The sequence below is a fragment of the Rhodococcus sp. KBW08 genome (genome assembly GCF_003852455.1).
GTDB lineage: Bacteria > Actinomycetota > Actinomycetes > Mycobacteriales > Mycobacteriaceae > Rhodococcus_F > Rhodococcus_F baikonurensis.
In genome coordinates this window covers 47,218-63,719 of the sequence record NZ_QAJJ01000006.1, presented here as the reverse complement: position 1 = coordinate 63,719, position 16,502 = coordinate 47,218, and the positions used below count along the sequence as shown (strand labels likewise).

14 protein-coding genes are annotated in these 16,502 nt (G+C 63.9%); 5 read left to right on the top strand and 9 right to left on the bottom strand.

The annotated features are described in order from the left end of the window. Positions 1–12: 12 nt before the first annotated feature. Positions 13–1,047 (bottom strand): class II fructose-bisphosphatase, encoded by a 1,035-nt coding sequence (glpX, locus tag DBV08_RS07990; RefSeq protein ID WP_019744581.1) that lies wholly within the window; start codon positions 1,045–1,047, stop codon positions 13–15. Positions 1,048–1,227: 180 nt separating this feature from the next. Here glpX and DBV08_RS07985 point away from each other — a divergent pair, with 180 nt between their 5' ends. Further along, positions 1,228–1,797, top strand: coding sequence for a DUF4245 domain-containing protein (locus tag DBV08_RS07985; protein WP_003945206.1), 570 nt, complete (start codon positions 1,228–1,230; stop codon positions 1,795–1,797). Positions 1,798–1,818: 21 nt separating this feature from the next. Here DBV08_RS07985 and DBV08_RS07980 read toward each other — a convergent pair whose 3' ends face one another. From DBV08_RS07980 to DBV08_RS07970, 3 genes are read right to left on the bottom strand one after another with little or no spacing between them, the layout of a single operon-like run. Further along, a complete protein-coding gene (locus DBV08_RS07980) occupies positions 1,819–2,037 on the bottom strand; it encodes an exodeoxyribonuclease VII small subunit (protein WP_003945276.1) in 219 nt (72 codons plus the stop codon). Then, a complete protein-coding gene (gene xseA / locus DBV08_RS07975; RefSeq protein WP_003945258.1) occupies positions 2,034–3,299 on the bottom strand; it encodes an exodeoxyribonuclease VII large subunit in 1,266 nt (421 codons plus the stop codon). The genes DBV08_RS07980 and xseA overlap by 4 nt, the downstream gene beginning before the upstream one ends. After that, positions 3,296–3,895 (bottom strand): lipid droplet-associated protein, encoded by a 600-nt coding sequence (locus DBV08_RS07970; protein WP_124567072.1) that lies wholly within the window; start codon positions 3,893–3,895, stop codon positions 3,296–3,298. The genes xseA and DBV08_RS07970 overlap by 4 nt, the downstream gene beginning before the upstream one ends. 175 nt (positions 3,896–4,070) lie before the next feature. Between DBV08_RS07970 and DBV08_RS07965 the strand changes: the two genes are divergently transcribed. Continuing rightward, entirely contained in the window at positions 4,071–5,084 is a 1,014-nt protein-coding gene (locus DBV08_RS07965; protein WP_003945273.1) for a 4-hydroxy-3-methylbut-2-enyl diphosphate reductase, read from the top strand. Between the two features lie 64 nt (positions 5,085–5,148). Here the strand turns inward: DBV08_RS07965 and DBV08_RS07960 are convergent, their stop codons facing one another. Beyond that, positions 5,149–6,105 carry a DUF6542 domain-containing protein gene (locus tag DBV08_RS07960; RefSeq protein WP_124567071.1) on the bottom strand — a complete coding sequence of 319 codons (957 nt, stop codon included), beginning with the start codon at positions 6,103–6,105 and terminating at the stop codon, positions 5,149–5,151. A gap of 217 nt (positions 6,106–6,322) precedes the next feature. Between DBV08_RS07960 and DBV08_RS07955 the strand changes: the two genes are divergently transcribed. Together DBV08_RS07955 and DBV08_RS07950 are read left to right on the top strand one after the other, a co-directional pair. Then, entirely contained in the window at positions 6,323–7,498 is a 1,176-nt protein-coding gene (locus DBV08_RS07955) for an exonuclease SbcCD subunit D (RefSeq protein ID WP_095972199.1), read from the top strand. After that, positions 7,495–10,473 (top strand): AAA family ATPase, encoded by a 2,979-nt coding sequence (locus tag DBV08_RS07950; protein WP_124567070.1) that lies wholly within the window; start codon positions 7,495–7,497, stop codon positions 10,471–10,473. Before DBV08_RS07955 ends, DBV08_RS07950 begins: the two co-directional genes overlap by 4 nt. On the opposite strand, the gene DBV08_RS07945 is transcribed toward DBV08_RS07950, so the two are convergent. Then, the gene (locus DBV08_RS07945) at positions 10,474–11,673 is read right to left on the bottom strand and encodes an AI-2E family transporter (protein WP_124567069.1); all 1,200 of its coding nucleotides are present in this window, start codon (positions 11,671–11,673) and stop codon (positions 10,474–10,476) included. 152 nt (positions 11,674–11,825) lie between these two features. Between DBV08_RS07945 and DBV08_RS07940 the strand changes: the two genes are divergently transcribed. Next, complete coding sequence (locus DBV08_RS07940) at positions 11,826–12,230, top strand: hypothetical protein (RefSeq protein ID WP_003945253.1); 405 nt, start codon at positions 11,826–11,828, stop codon at positions 12,228–12,230. 23 nt (positions 12,231–12,253) lie between these two features. Here the strand turns inward: DBV08_RS07940 and DBV08_RS07935 are convergent, their stop codons facing one another. From DBV08_RS07935 to DBV08_RS07925, 3 genes are all read right to left on the bottom strand, one after another. Then, positions 12,254–12,454, bottom strand: coding sequence for a YbdD/YjiX family protein (locus DBV08_RS07935; RefSeq protein ID WP_019744572.1), 201 nt, complete (start codon positions 12,452–12,454; stop codon positions 12,254–12,256). 2 nt (positions 12,455–12,456) lie between these two features. Next, positions 12,457–14,739, bottom strand: a complete 2,283-nt coding sequence (locus tag DBV08_RS07930; protein ID WP_007726338.1) for a carbon starvation CstA family protein — start codon at positions 14,737–14,739, stop codon at positions 12,457–12,459. 111 nt (positions 14,740–14,850) lie between these two features. Continuing rightward, positions 14,851–16,395 (bottom strand): FMN-binding glutamate synthase family protein, encoded by a 1,545-nt coding sequence (locus DBV08_RS07925; RefSeq protein ID WP_124567068.1) that lies wholly within the window; start codon positions 16,393–16,395, stop codon positions 14,851–14,853. Positions 16,396–16,502: the final 107 nt, after the last annotated feature.

The window sequence follows — 16,502 nt, the reverse complement described above, 5'->3', positions numbered from 1 at the left end:
GGGCGGAGCCCATCAGAACGTCGGGGGAACCGCGCCCTCTTCGCCGTCGAAGTCGACGGAGCTGTACTCGCGCAGCTTCTCGAGACGGTGGTACGCGTCGATCATGCGAACGGTGCCGGACTTGCTACGCATCACGATGGACTGCGTGCTGGCGCCGCCGCCGTAGTAGCGGACGCCGCGCAGGAGGTCACCGTCGGTGACGCCGGTGGCGCAGAAGAAGACGTTCTCGCCCGAGACGAGATCTTCGGTGGTCAGGATCCGATCGAGATCGTGACCGGCGTCGATGGCCTTCTGACGCTCTTCGTCGTCGGTGGGAGCGAGCTTGCCCTGCAGCGATCCACCCATGCAGCGCATGGCCGCTGCGGCGATGATGCCCTCGGGCGTTCCGCCGATGCCCACGAGCATGTCGGTGCCGGACTCCGGACGCGCTGCGGCGATCGCGCCGGCAACGTCACCGTCGGAGATCAGACGGATACGAGCGCCGGTGTCGCGTACGTCCTGGATCAGCTGGTTGTGACGCGGGCGATCCAGGATGCAGATCGTGATGTCGGAAACCGACGCCTTCTTGACCTTGGCCACGCGCTTGATGTTCTCGGCGATCGGCGCGCTGATGTCGATGACGTCCGCGGCATCCGGCCCGACGGCGATCTTCTCCATGTAGAACACGGCCGACGGATCGAACATCGCGCCGCGCTCGGCAACAGCCAGAACAGAGATGGCGTTGGGCATGCCCTTGGACATCAAGGTGGTGCCGTCGACCGGGTCGACGGCGAAGTCACAGTCGGGGCCGTCGCCGTTTCCGACCTCTTCGCCGTTGAACAGCATCGGCGCTTCGTCCTTCTCGCCTTCACCGATGACGACGATGCCGCGCATCGAGACAGAGGAGACGAGCTGACGCATTGCGTCGACGGCTGCTCCGTCGCCGCCTTCCTTGTCGCCGCGGCCTACCCAGCGGCCGGCAGCCATAGCACCGGCTTCGGTGACTCGGACCAATTCGAGTGCGAGGTTACGGTCCGGGGTCTCACGATGAGTGCTGCTGGCCGTCATGTGCGGTGCCTCCTGGCGCGGTCGCGGTCGACGGGGTGTGTCGACGCAGTGGTTTCTTCAGGCGTCATTGTCCCAGATGGGAGCGGCTACGTGCGCTGTCGGGTCGCTGCAGAGACGTTTTGTCTCGCTCGAGGGGGACCGGGAATCGTATCTACTGCGGAGTACCTGGATACTGGGGGTGTGGCATCGAAGAAACCCCGCATTCTCGAAGACAACAAAGACATGGTCTGGTCTCTCGTACCGTTGGTGCTGTTCTGCATCATCATTGCGGGCATCGCCAGCCAGTGCACGTTCAGTCCTGGCGGCCCGACGCAGGGGCCTATCCCGAGCGTCGACGTGGACGCAGCTCTGAACTACGACGCGAAGGAACTCGGATTTCCCATCCGTAATCCCGGTGTTCCGGACGGGTGGACGCCGAACTCCGGCAGTCGCAAAATCATCTCCGGCGACGGCGGCGGAGATTCGAGCACTGTGGGATTCATCACGACCAGTGGTCGCTACATCCAGCTGACACAGAGCAACGCCGAGGAATTCCCGTTGGTGTCACACGTTGCCGGTGGACAGCGATTCGCGACCGGAGTCGAGACCGTCGGTGCCGATACGTGGAACGTCTTCGGCGGCGAAGGCGTCGAGTCGATCTGGGTCACCGACGTCGGGGACGTTCGCCTGTTGCTCACGGGCGCGGCGACGCCGGAAGAGTTCCGGATTCTTGCCGAGAAGGTCGGCGCAGCGCAGCCGATCACGCCATAGGTTCTGCGGTCGGAGCGGACGTTATTCGTCCGCTTCGGCCAGAGCCTTTTCGACGCGAGCCCTGGCGCCGGCCAAATGCTCTTCACAACGCTTGGCCAACGCTTCGCCTCGCTCCCACAATGAGAGTGACGCGTCGAGGTCCAGACCGCCCTGTTCGAGAATCTTCACGACGCTCACCAGTTCGTCGCGGGCGGCTTCGTAGCCGAGCTCGTTGATGTCGGTGTCGGTGGCGTTGCTCATTTTTCTCTTCCCATCACTGCGGCGCGAACGGCGCCGTCTGCAAGTCGAACTCGAATCTGGGTACCGGGTGGCGCGTCCTCGACCGAGCGCAGAACCTCCGGATCGCCGTCGGCGACAACACGTTGCACGACTGCGTATCCGCGGGCCAGCGTCGCGGCGGGGCCCAGCGTGGTGAGCCGGGCGCGCAGATGCTCGATCGTTCGGGACTCGGAGTCGATCAACCGAGTCACATCGCGTCGTCCGGCGGCTTGGAGCCGTTCGACCTCTTCGGCGCGGCGATCCACCGCGAGCAGCGGTGATGCCATGACCGGTCGAGTGCGCAACTGTTCGATCAGATGAGACTCACGCTTGACCCAGCTGCGCAGTGCCGCAGCGCTGCGGTCACGAAGATCCGCAACCAGAGCAGCTTCCGCAACCGCGTCGGGTACGACGCGCTTGGCCGCGTCGGTGGGTGTGGCTGCGCGCAGGTCGGCGACGTGGTCACTGAGCGGGCTGTCCGGCTCGTGGCCGATGGCACTGACGATCGGCGTCGTGCAGGCCACGATGGCGCGGCACAGCGCTTCGTCGGAGAACGGCAGAAGATCCTCGACGCTACCGCCGCCGCGAGCGAGGATGATGACGTCGACTACCGGGTTGGCGTCGAGTTCCTTCAGCGCTTCGATGATCTGGGGAACAGCAGTCGGGCCCTGAACCGCGGTGTTACGCACCGCGATCGCCACCGCAGGCCAACGACGATGGGCGACCGAGACGACATCCTTCTCGGCCGCGCTGGCTCGGCCCGTGATCAGGCCGATCGTGCCGGGCAGAAACGGAAGCGGCCGTTTGAGTCTCGGATCGAACAAGCCCTCGGCGGCGAGCAAGGCGCGCAGTCTCTCGATGCGGGCCAGGAGTTCACCGATACCCACGGCGCGAATCTCGGTGACACGCAACGACACCGTTCCGCGTCCGGTGTAGAACGAGAGCTTGCCGAACATCACGACACGCGAGCCCTCGGTCAACGGCACCGGAGAGTTGTGCAACAACTGCGGTGAGCATGTGATCGACAGCGACATGTCTGCCGACGGATCGCGCAGAACGAGAAAGGCCGTTCGGGTACCGGGGCGTGCATTGATCTGGGTGATCTGACCTTCGACCCAGATGCTGCCGAGTCGATCTATCCAGCCGGCGACCTTGGCGGAAACCGTGCGGACCGGCCACGGCTGTTCAGCGCTGCTGGCGCCGGATGATCGCTGCGATGAAGCGGGGGGCGTTGCGGAAGTCACTTTGCCTTGGCTGTGGTGATGCGGTTGGTGAGCATGGTCTGGAACGGTGCGCGGGCGAGCGTCGCATTCTCGTAGTCCAGGACGGCGGTCAGCTCGTCGATGCTGAGCGTCCGGATGCGCGCACGGAGCTGTGCGAGTGTGAGGTTGGGGTAGTCGAGTTCTGTGACGATCTCGGGCTCTTCGGCAGGCTTGTCCGTCGTAGCTGCCGCGGATTCGGACTCGGCGACGGGTGCGGGCTCCTCGATGGGGGCAGTCGGCTCGAGCGAGTAGAGCGCGAAGCGTCCGGCGTTGGTCGGGGTGTCAGCGGTGGTCGATCCGGTGGAAGGTGCCGAGTCCGCGGGAGCGTCGACGTCGTCGTCGAATACCGCCCACTCGGGCTGTTCGTCCTCGGAAGACCAGTTGATCAGTGCAAATGCCTGATCGCCCTTGATCGCCAGCGAGGTGATCGACTGCTGCACGCGCATGCTTGTCTGCAGCATCTGGCTCACGGCGGTCATCGGCAGGGCGACAGCGGTGGTGGGCAACTTCCTTGCCTCTTCCATCGCGGTGACGGCGAGTCCCGCGGCAACGCGCGCCACGAACGGTGGTCGGATCATTCCCACAGCTTGCCGCAAAGCACCGACAATCGGTAGCCGACTTGCCTGTGACGGCCGGACTCGTTCACTTCGCACCCGTCGATCGGGGTGCTGAGAAACGTCGATCAAGGCACTGAACCGAGGTGTTCACGTTTGCCGGAGTGTCTCACGTTCGACGTGCCAGTAGGCTGGTCACATGTCTTCGGCTGTTCCTCTCAATCTCGGTATCGCGCACTCGGCTGATTCGCCGTCCACCCGCAAGGGCAGCGCCAAGCGTGTGCTCCTCGCCGAGCCTCGCGGCTACTGCGCCGGCGTCGACCGTGCGGTCGAGACCGTCGAGAAGGCGCTCGAGAAGCACGGCGCACCCATCTACGTGCGTAAGGAGATCGTCCACAATCGCCACGTCGTCGAGACGCTCGAAGATCAAGGCGTGATCTTCGTCGACGAAACCGACGAGGTTCCCGAAGGATCACTCCTCGTGTTCTCGGCGCACGGTGTGTCTCCGGCCGTCCACGATTCGGCTGCCGAGCGGAACCTGCGCACGATCGACGCGACGTGCCCCCTGGTCACGAAGGTGCACCAGGAAGCAAAGCGATTCGCTCGCGACGATTACGACATTCTGCTCATCGGCCACGAAGGCCACGAGGAGGTCGAGGGCACCGCAGGTGAGGCTCCCGATCACGTCACCATCGTCGACGGCCCGGATTCGGTCGACGCGGTCACGGTGCGCGACGAGTCGAAGGTCATCTGGCTTTCCCAGACCACACTGAGCGTCGACGAGACGATGCAGACCGTCGCACGCCTGCGCGAGCGCTTCCCCAATCTTCAGGACCCGCCGTCCGACGACATTTGCTACGCCACGCAGAACCGTCAGGTCGCGGTCAAGGCGATGGCTCCCGAGTGCGATCTCGTGATCGTGGTGGGTTCACGGAACTCGTCCAACTCGGTTCGCCTGGTCGAGGTCGCACTCGGCGCGGGCGCTGCCGCGTCGTACCTGGTCGACTACGCCCGTGAGGTCGACCTCGCGTGGCTCGAGGGCGTCCAGACAGTGGGCATCACGTCAGGTGCATCAGTACCCGAGGTGCTCGTGCGCGGCGTGATCGAGCTTCTGGCCGAGCACGGATACAACGACGTTCAGCCCGTCACCACAGCCAACGAGACTCTGGTGTTCGCTCTTCCCCGCGAATTGCGGGCAGCACGCACGTCCTAAGAACAGCACAAAAAATGCGGGGCACCTNNAGGTGCCCCGCATTTTTTGGTACCGCGCTCGTCTGTCAGGGCTCTTCGCGATCGCGATACCGAACTCGCGGCGGCGGATACGCCGGAAGATCGACTCCGGGTGGGCGGCGGCGCGGGGGCAGCGGCGGCGATACGTCGTCACCCGAAGCGAAGAATGGCTCCATCCGCTCCTCACGCCTGGGCGACGGAGTGGGCTCGGGCGCCCGGCGGCGACCGTACGACGGGTAGTCGTCGTCTGCCACCGGCCGACTGTCCGGCTGAGGGCGACGCGTAGGCGGTTGGTGTGTGCGATCGACCCTGGGTGGCACTGGGCTTCTCCGGGGCGGCAGCGGGCGCTCGTCTTCGATCGGTTCGCGCCGGGGAGCGCTTCGGTAGGCAGGCTGTTCGTCCACCTCGGGGGCGCGGCGGCGCGGGGGCCCGGGGACGGGTGCGTCCGAGACTCTGCGGCGACGTCCGGTCTCGGGTGCGGACTGTTCTCGCGTTGCAGCCGCAGAGGAGTCACGAGTGGCGGCCGCCGAGCGGCGGGAGCGGGTCGAGCGCGCAGGCCCGGTGGGACGCTGATTGAGCAGGAAGTACCGGAAACCGCCGATGATCAGCACGACGACGGTTGCTGCCAGCATGATCGGAAAGCGGTTGACCAACGGGTACGCGATGTTGATCGCGATGTCGCGCAGTGCGGTGCTGTTGTCCTTGCCGATGAGCGTGTGCCCGATCGGCACCGCAGCGAAGAGCAGCAACGGCGGTTGGGCCATCGCGGTGAAGAGAGCCTTGTTCGAAGCGGCAACCACAGCGAAGAGACAGCCCAGGAAGTAGAACGTCGAGAACACCGCGGTGAGCTCTCCGCCGCCTCCGGTGGCATCGATCAGTACGCCGACGGCGGTGACACCGGCAGCAAGCAGGATCACTCCCCACCAGGGCAGGCCGGGGACGGTCACGATGAGCGATCGCTTGTCCAGCGGTACCCCGGAGCGAGCACGTTGGGTTGCAGACACATAACGACATTAGCGGTTCTTGCGTTGTCGGCCGTGTTTGTGCGGGTCGTGGCTGGCGCATTTATCGACGCGATGGCGCGATGGTTTCGGGTTCTTCGCCAAACGAACCGGACGGATTGTGTGCAGGGTCACCGGACGCTCGTGGGTTGGGGCACACCGCCGAAGCCGTCAGCGTGGGAGATCGGTGGTGTCGGTGGGCTGCTCTACCGTCGGATTCATGAAGATTCTGCACACCTCCGATTGGCACATAGGTCGCACCTTTCACGGCGTCGATCTGTTGGCCGATCAGGCGAGTGTGCTCGGGTCCATCGCGGATTCCGTCCGCGAACACGGTGTCGACGTCGTGGTCGTGCCCGGCGACATCTACGACCGCTCCATTCCCAGTTCCGACGCGGTCACGGTGTGTAATCGAGGCTTCGAGGCGATCCGGGCTGCCGGAGCGGTCATCGTCGCCACGTCGGGCAACCACGATTCAGCGGTGCGGCTCGGGGCCGGGGCATCCTTCGCCGCTGCCGGCGGATTGCACCTGATCACCCGCGTCGGCCAGATCGGTACTCCGGTGATGCTGAGCGATCAGTTCGGGCCGGTCGCGTTTTACGGGATTCCGTATCTCGAGCCGGAGATCACGCGCGTCGAGTTGGACGTGCCCCGGGCTCGTACTCATTCCGACATCCTCGGAGCGGCCATGTCGCGTGTTCGGCGAGATCTCGCCGAGCGAACGGCTGCCGACCCGTCGACTCGATCGGTATTGCTCGCCCATGCCTTCGTGGTGGGCGGTGAGGCCTCTGAATCGGAACGCTCCATCTCGGTCGGCGGAGTGGAGACCGTCGCGGTGGGCGAGTTCGACGGCGTCGATTATGTCGCCCTCGGACACCTGCATTCTCCGCAGATGCTCTCGGAGAGTGTTCGATACTCAGGCTCACCGTTGCCGTATTCGTTCGGTGAGCGCAGCCACCGTAAGGCGGCGCTGCTGATCGAACTCGACGCAGCCGGCCTGTCGTCGGTGCAGCGCCTGGATCTCCCGGTCATTCGGGGGCTGAGCCAGGTAGTGGGGACACTCGACGAACTACTCACCGAGTCGAAATATGCCGATTCCGAGCAGTGCTATGTCTCCGCATTGCTCACCGACCCGGTCCGTCCGGTCGATGCCATGAGGCAACTTCAAGCCCGTTTCCCGTTTGCCGTTCATCTCGAATGGCAAAGGCCGGAAGGACAATCGGATCTCAAGTACCGCGACGCGGTTCGTGGTCGAACCGACATGGAGATCGCCCGCGGCTTTGTCTCGGCAGTGCGTAGTGACCCGTCCGAGCGTGAGGTCTCGTTGATGACCGAAGCGCTCAGCGCTGCCGCGCGCGCCGAGGAGTCCACGGTAGAACTGGGTGAAACCGCGTGAGACTGCACAAACTCGAAGTCAGCTGTTTCGGGCCCTTTGCCGACACGGTCGAAGTCGACTTCGACCGTTTGGGTGCAGACGGGTTGTTCCTTCTTCACGGCGACACCGGGGCAGGAAAGACCACGATTCTCGACGCGGTTGCGTTCGCCCTGTACGGGCGGGTGCCGGGCGCGCGCAACGAGGGCAAGCGATTGCTGTCGGATCACGCGCCGGCCGGTTCGGTGCCGCGCGTGGAACTGGAGGCGACCATCAGTGGTCGCCGAATCAAACTCGTTCGCAGTCCGGAGTATTCGCGCCCGAAGAAGCGCGGGACCGGTTCGATTACCGAGAATGCCAAGGCCACGCTGACGTGGTTGGACGGCCGCGGCGAGAACCTTTCGCGCATCCCTGACATCGGTGACGAGATCAACCGTCTCATGGGCATGAGCGCTGATCAGTTCTTCCAGGTGGTGCTCTTGCCGCAGGGTGAATTCGCCAAATTTCTGCGCGCCGAAAGCGATGAGCGAGGCAAACTGCTCGAGCGTCTGTTCGACACCAAGCGTTTTGTCTCCGTCGAGGCATGGTTCGACGCCAAACGAAAGGCAAGTGCTACCGCGCTCGCCTCCAGGGAGCAATCCGTGCGTCTGCTGCTCGCGAAGGTCGAGACTGCCGCTGGGCTCGAGGTGGGCGCCGAGGCGCACCCACTGGAATGGTCGCGCAAACTCCTCGCCGAGGCTCAGGACACCCGCGATGCAAGTCTCGCCGAGATGGTGACCGCCAAAGATGCAGCAGCCGAGGCTAATCGGGTGCTCGCAACGGCGCAGCGAACCGCAGAGCTGCTCGTTCGCCGTAATCGTGCGACTGCTGAACTCGCAGCATTCAACACGGGCACCGCGCACCGATTTGCGATCGGCGCCGAACTCGAGACCGCCAGGCGGGCTGTGCCGGTAGCTGCTGTCGCCGACGATGTAGAGACTGCCCGCGTGGGTCTTGTCGCATCGCTCGAATCGATGAACACCGCGATGTCGACCTACTCGGCAACGGGCGGGCCGGAGATTTTCGAGCCGGGAGTGTGGCCACCCACCGACGATGAGCGTCAACGCGTCGTAACTCGGATCCGGACCTGGCGTGACGAGATCGTTCGTCTCGACGCGATGGCGGAGGACGCTCGCCGAGCCGATGCGGCGGAAGCCGAGGTCGAAAAACTCGGAGTTCGGCGAGACGCCCTGTCCGAGCGCATTGATGCCATCGCGGTTGAACGCACCGAACTGCCAGAACTGGTACGCGCGGCCGGCCGAAGATTGGACGACGCGCAACGCGCGCATGCCACTCTGCCCGGCCTCGAGGCGGCACTCGTCAGAGCGTCGGATGCTGCGACGGCGGCCCATGAAATCGTCTCTCTGCGTGCGCAAGCCGAGAAGATTCGTGTGCAGGTGTTGGATGCGCGCGACGTCCATCAGAGTGCTCGCGGGCGCTGGCTCGATCTCGTGCAGAAGCGTATCGAAGGCATGGCGGCGGAGTTGGCGAGTTCACTCGCGCCCGGTGACCCTTGCCAGGTGTGTGGTTCGCGTGAACACCCTGCCCTGGCGCAGTCGGACGTCGTCACGGTCACCGAGCCCGATCTGGAAGCCGCGTCCGCGGCCGAGCGTGCTGCGGAGAAAGCCCTGGGCAAGGTAGTCGACCGCCAGGTAGCCGTCGACCGTGACATCGACCGCGTGATCGCCCGCGGCGGGGATGGAGACGTCGAAGAACTCGACAGGCTCCGCGCCGAGGCTCAGAGCGCTGTCGACGAGGCGACACACTCTGCCGGTCAGGTTGGAGTGTTGGCCGACAAGCTCGCGCAACTCAACGAGCGTGACGGCGAGCTGCAACAGGAATCGGCTTCTCTGACTGCCGAATTGGCAGCACTGACCGAGCGAATGACGACACTGTCGGCCACGGTCGAGCAGATTCGAGCGGCGATCGTCGCTGCGGTGGGAGAAGATTCGACCATCGCTGCTCGGCGCTCGCGGTTCGACAGGCTTGCCTCCGCGGCCACGGCGGCATCTGAGATGCGTGACGAGGCCGTTCGTGCGCAGGCGCGATCGGCGGAACTGTCGACCAAACTGGCCGCTGCGGCGGCCGCTGCCGGATTCGATTCGGTCGAGGCTGCGATCGAAGGGGTGAGATCGCCTGCCCGAATCGCGGCGATCGAAACCGAACTCGCCAAAGCGCGTGACCTCGAGGTGGCCGCTCGCACCATCCTCGACGACCCCGAGGTCGTTGCGGTGGGCGAAATCGAGACAGTCGACGTCGAGGGTCCTCGCAGCCTCGCCGTTCAGTGCGCCGAGGTGGTGAACTCGGCTGTTGCAGCCGCATCCCTGGCCGAGAACCGTGTGTCGGATCTCGAACGGTTCAGCGGACAACTCGAGAAGGCATACGAGGCGGTTGCGCCCGAGCGGGAACTGCACGACGAACTCGCGGCCCTCGCCGACGTGATCGCAGGCAAAGGTCAGAACAGTCGCAAGATGTCGCTGCGAGCGTATGTGCTCGCTTCGCGGTTGGAAGAGATCGCCGTATCGGCGTCGGTTCGGCTGCAGCGGATGTCCGGGGGTCGGTACGAGTTCGTGCACAGTGACGAGGCAGGTTCTCGGGGTCGCCGCGGCGGTCTGGGACTCGACATCCGCGACGACTTCACGGGAGTCGTTCGCTCGGCGAAGACGCTCTCCGGTGGTGAATCGTTCTTGGCGTCATTGTCTTTGGCGCTCGGACTCGCCGATGTGGTTGCGGCGGAGTCCGGCGGAATCGTTCTCGACACGATGTTCATCGACGAAGGATTCGGCACTCTCGACGCCGACACCCTCGACTCGGTGATGGCTGTGTTGGACGAGCTTCGCGACGGAGGACGAGTGGTGGGCATCGTCAGTCACGTGGACGAGATGAGGCAGCGAATCCCGAGTCGCCTGCACGTCATTCGCGGACGTGCAGGCTCCTCGGTGAACGTGATTGCAGGCTGATCAGGCCTTTTTGTTCTCTACCTCTGATTCGGCGTCGGCGTCGTCGTCTTGATCTTCGAGGATGTCCGACGCGTCGCCGGCGGGCATCGGCTCGTTGTCGCTTGCGCGCTCGTCGATCTGCTCTCCGATGTACCGGATGACAACTGCTGCCACCGCGGCGACGGGCACTGCGAGGAAGGCGCCGACGATGCCGTACAGCGAGCTACCGGCGGCCACGGCAAGCAGCACGATGACGGCGTGGAGTTTCATCGACTTGCTCTGCAGCACTGGCTGAAGGACGTTTCCTTCGATCTGCTGTACCGCCAGGATGATGATCAGCACGATGATGGCGGTGGTGAGACCGTTGGCCACCAGCGCAACCAACACGGCCAGGGCGCCGGCGACAAACGCGCCGACGATCGGGATGAAGCCACCGATGAACGTCAGAATTGCCAGCACCGGTGCCAGTGGGACGCCGAGGATCAGCAATCCGGCGCCGATGAAGACCGCGTCGATGAGGCTCACCAGCGCTTGTGTCCTGATGAATCCACCGAGCGTGTCCCACATGCGGGTGAGGACCTCTTCGAGATGCCGACCGGCGCGACCGCCGCCGACAGCGTGCAGCCAGGGGATGAACCGCGGTCCGTCCTTGATGAAGAAGAAGGCGAGAATCAGAACCAAACCGAGCGTGACCAACAAGGAGCTCGCGGTACTCACGCCGCTGAAAACGCCTGAAGCGATGGCGGTTCCACTTTCCTGCACCTTGGTGATGACGGCGTGGACGGCGTTGTCGATCTGGTCGTCCTTCAGGTTCAGGGGCGGACCCTGGAGCCAGTCCTGAACCTGGTTGATGCCCTCGGTGGTCTTGTTCGCGAGCTCGGGGGCCTGGCTGACCACTGACGGAACGATGCCTGCGATCACGCCGGCCAAGATTCCGATCGAGAGCACCAAGGTGATGCCGGCTGCCGCGGCGGGTGGCATACCGCGCTTGATCATTCCGCGGGTCGGCGGCCACATGACTGTCGCGACAACGATAGCCAGAGCCACCGGCAGGATGATGACCCAGAGCTTTTCGATCAGCCAGCCGAAAATCCAGGCGCCCAGCGAAATCGACGCCAACACCAACGACCACTTTGCGAGCCACATACCTCCTTGCCCGATGATCTCGCCGCGGTCGCGCTTGCGCACCCCTGCGGACGTCCCCTTGTCTTGCTCGCTCACTGATCGTCCTTTCCGTCGGCGCAGGGATCTCCTCGCCGATGTGCGAATCCGGTGATCTAGCTGAGCTGATCGTAACGACTGCGTGCGATAACTCGTGTGTTGCGCTGCAATACTGTGTTTTGAAGCATGCCGATCGGACTAACATTTCCGTCATGAGAATCGCAGCAGCAGTCGGGGCAGCAGCAATCGTCGTTCTCGGGCTCACCGCGTGTAGCACCGAGGATCAGGACAACGCGCAGAACAAGATCAGCGAAGCAGTCACGAGCGGGCAACAGGCGCTCGAGACAGCCAAACAGTCCGCGGGCAACGCCATCGATCAGGGCAAGACGGCGCTGTTCGTCGCCACGTTCCGTGGGGCTTACGCGCCGTTGGCGGAGAATCGCGACGACGCAGACATCGAGGAGATCTTGACGACCACGTGTACCGAGGTCGCCAACGGCACGGACGAGGCGGAGGTCAAGACCAAGATCACCGACCTGGCCGAGAACAACGGCAACAAGCCTACCGACGAGCAGGCCGGCCACATTTACGAACTCGCGAAGGCCACCTGCCCCTGACGGAGATTCACCAAGCGCGGGATTCAGCAGCAGCGGGCGCCTGGGTTGGCGTCGGCTGCTGCGTGCCGGCGGCGCCAGAACTCTCGTTCGCTGATCACCGGTGAGTCGGCGTGGTGGCGTCGGGTGTGCTCGACGTAACGCTGATAGTCGAGATCACCCATCACCGAGCGAACCCACCACAGCGTTCCGCGGAACGCTGTGGTGAGTTTTGCCGTCATGGTCATGGTCAGTGCCCACCTCCGTGCGCGGCGCCGGGCGCACGGACCTTCCCGGCTTTGATGAGCTCGTCCCATTCCTTCTGGATTTCCTTCTCCGCAGGCGTCGGAATGAAGCTGGCGGGTCCGAAGATCTTCGACGGTTCTTCCGGAGACTCGGTGGTCGGCAGCCCGCCGGCTCGGATTGCCTTGGCACATACGATGATCCCGGCGATGACCACGACGATCACCAGTGACGCGAAGATGATCGACAGCGTGCCCTGGATGAAGGTGTTGCGAATGACGGCATCGATGGCCTCCGGAGTCTTCGCAGAACCGTGCGCCGTCTCGCCTGCAGCCTTCGCATCCTTGAACACGTTGTGCTGAGCCCAGTAACCGATCGCGGGGTTGTCGGAGAAGATCTTCTGGTACGACGCGGTCATGGTCACGACCAGGTCCCACACCAACGGCACGCCGGGGATCCAGGCCCATTTGAACAAGCCCTTCTTCATGACGATCGTCATGACCACCGTCAGGGCGATCGCGGCCAGTAGCTGGTTGGCGATGCCGAAGAGCGGGAAGAGTGTGTTGATTCCGCCGAGGGGATCGGTGACACCCATGAGCAGGATCGCGCCCCACGCAGCGACCACGATCAGCGAGCACAGCCACGCACCGATGCGCCACGACGGGTCCTTGAACTTCTTTGCCGGACCGCCGAAGTTGCCGAGCGAGTCCGAGAGCATGAATCGAGCGACGCGAGTGCCGGCGTCGATCGTGGTGAGGATGAACAGAGCCTCGAACATGATCGCGAAGTGGTACCAGAACGACTTCAGCGAGTCACCGCCGAAGACGTCGCTGAGCACTTCGGACATGCCGAACGCGAGAGTCGGGGCGCCGCCGGTTCTCGAGATGATCGATTCTTCGCCGACGGCCTCGGCTGCCTGAGTCAGCACGTCCGGTGTGATGGGGGCAGTGCCGAGGGGCAGATTGTTGACGTATTCGGCTGCGGTTTCCGGTGTTCCACCGGTGAGCGCCGCGGGAGCGTTGAGTGCGAAGTACAGGTGCTGATCGAGGATGCAGGCGGTGACCAGAGCCATGATCGCGACAAACGATTCGGTCAGCATGCCGCCGTACCCGATCATCTTGGTCTGGCTTTCCTTCTCGAGCAGTTTCGGCGTCGTACCGGACGCGATCAGCGCGTGGAATCCCGAGAGTGCGCCACAGGCAATGGTGATGAACAGGAACGGGAACAGTGAACCGGCAAAGGCCGGGCCTTCGCCGTTGGAGGCGAACGGCGTCACTGCCGGCATGTTCAGGGCGGGCCGTGCAACCAGAATTCCGATGGCCAGCAGTGCGATCGTGCCGACCTTCATGAACGTCGACAGGTAGTCACGCGGCGCCAGGAGCAGCCAGACCGGCAGCACCGATGCGGCGAATCCGTACGCGATCATCAGCCACGCGATGGTGACCTTCGAGAGGGTGAACCAGTCTGCGCCCCAACCGGTATCGGCAACCCAGCCGCCGGAGACGATGGCAAGGAGAAGCAGGACGACGCCGATCAGGGAGACCTCGGAGACCTTGCCCGGCCGCAGATACCGCAGGTACACGCCCATGAACAGTGCGATGGGGATGGTCATCGCGATCGAGAACACTCCCCACGGGGACTCGGCGAGGGCGTTGACGACAACAAGTCCGAGCACCGCGATGAGGATGATCATGATGACGAACACGCCGATCAATGCGGCGACGCCGCCGACGAGGCCGAGTTCTTCGCGGGCCATCTGTCCGAGGCTGCGCCCGCGGCGCTTCGACGAGATCCACAGGACCATGAAGTCCTGCACCGCCCCGGCGAACACCACGCCGACGATGATCCAGATCGTTCCCGGAAGATATCCCATCTGAGCGGCCAGGACGGGTCCGACAAGGGGACCGGCACCGGCGATTGCCGCAAAGTGGTGACCGAACAGCACCCGACGGTCGGTCGGCATGTAGTCGGCGCCGTTTTCCATGATCTCGGCGGGAGTTGCGACGTCGTCGCGGGGCTTGACGATCTTGCGTTCGATCAACCGCGCATAGAAGCGGTAGGCGATCAGGTAGGTACAGATTGCGGCCAACACGAACCACACGGCGCTGATGTGTTCACCGCGGACGATCGCAATCATGTACCAGGCGCCCGCGCCGACCAGTCCGAGAACAAGGAAGACAACGCGCGCAGTCGTGGAAATGGGCGTCTTGTCGATGACGCCGACAGGTGGCAGGTCAGGATCGGTTTTCAGGTACTCGACATTTGGTTCCGGCGCAGTCGTCAAGCTCATCGTCGAACTCCGTCCACTAGTGCAGTGTGGCCGCCGTCACAGCGGGCCATCTGTCACTGTAGGACCAGAAGGGTGAATCCGCGCGATCTGAAACGCGGGAGTCGACCGACGTCAGAATCGGTGAGCGTCGGCGTCGATCCAATCGGTGAGCCAGCTCTGCGGCGGGGAGTCGAGCAGTTCACCCGGCATCAGCCAGTCGAACAGATCGGCATAGGTGCGAGTGGTGAGACCGTCGACGCGGCGGTTGAGCATTCCCGGTTGTAATTGGTCGAACGAATCGATGCCCATCGACGCGATCATCTGTTGCGCGCTGGCGACGGTTGCCTTCTGGAATCGGTAGACGCGCTCGCTCTTGTCGGGGATGTCGAGCGCGCGGGTACGTGCCGGATCCTGAGTGGCAACGCCGACCGGGCAGCGGTTGGTGTGGCACATCTGGGCCTGAATGCAGCCCACTGCGAACATCATTGCGCGGGCCGCCATCGTGAAGTCTGCGCCCTGGATGATGCGTTTGACGATGTCGGAACCGCTCGCCACCTTTCCGGAAGCGCCGATTTTCACGAGAGGGCGCAGACCAGTTCCCACCAAGGCGTTGTGCACCAGCATCAGGCCTTCGGTCAACGGCATGCCCATGTGGTCCTCGAATTCCACCGGACCAGCGCCGGTGCCGCCTTCGGAACCGTCGACGATGACGAAGTCGGGCGTGATGCCGCGTTCGATCATCGCCTTGCAGATTCCGAGGAATTCACGACGCGAGCCGACACACAGTTTCATCCCGACCGGCTTGCCGCCCGACAGTTTTCGCAGGGTCGCGATGAAATCGACCAGTTCGACCGGGGTGCTGAACGCGGTGTGCGCGGGTGGCGAAATCACGGTCTGGCCGACGGGTACCCCGCGGGTTTCAGCGATTTCGGGGGAGACCTTGACTCCGGGAAGCACGCCACCCAACCCGGGTTTCGCACCTTGCGAGAGCTTGATCGAAATGGCCTTCACCTGATCGAGGCCGGCGCGCTCGGCAAAACGGTCAGGATCGAATCGGCCGTCCTCGGTTCGGCACCCGAAGTACCCCGAAGCGATTTCCCAGATCAGATCGCCACCGTGTTTGCGGTGATACGGACTGATCGCACCTTCGCCGGTGTCGTGGGCGAAGCCGCCTTTGGCTGCGCCGGCGTTGAGGGCCTCGATTGCGTTGGCGGACAACGACCCGAAGCTCATCGCGGAGACGTTCAGGAGAGCGATGTCGTACGGTTTCGTGCAATCGCGTCCGCCGAGGCGAACTCGCGGAACGGTGTCGGGGGCTGTGCGTGCGCGAATCGAATGCGTCATGAACTCGTAGCCGATCGCATTGACGTCGCGCTCGGTCCCGAACGGCTCCTCAGCCAGCGTTCCCTTGGCGCGCTCGTAGACCAGATCTCGCGTTTCGCGATCGAATGGCATTCCATCGGTGGATGATTCGACGAAGTACTGCTGGATCTCCGGTCGAATCTTCTCGAGGAGGAATCGGGCGTGCCCCAGGACCGGATAGTTACGGAGGATGCTGTGGGACCTCTGAGTGAGGTCGTAGGTGCCCATCGCCGCCAGCGCGAGAGTGACGACCGCGATCACCCACCATCCGGGAGAGACCACAATCGCGAGCGCGGCGGTGCCGAGACCCACTATTCATATCAAGAGCACGATCAGCATCCGAGTCACCTCGAGAGCGTAGGCGCTCACTGCGACACGGCAGCGGTAAGTCTCCACTAGGTTCTGCGATAGAGAACCGAATC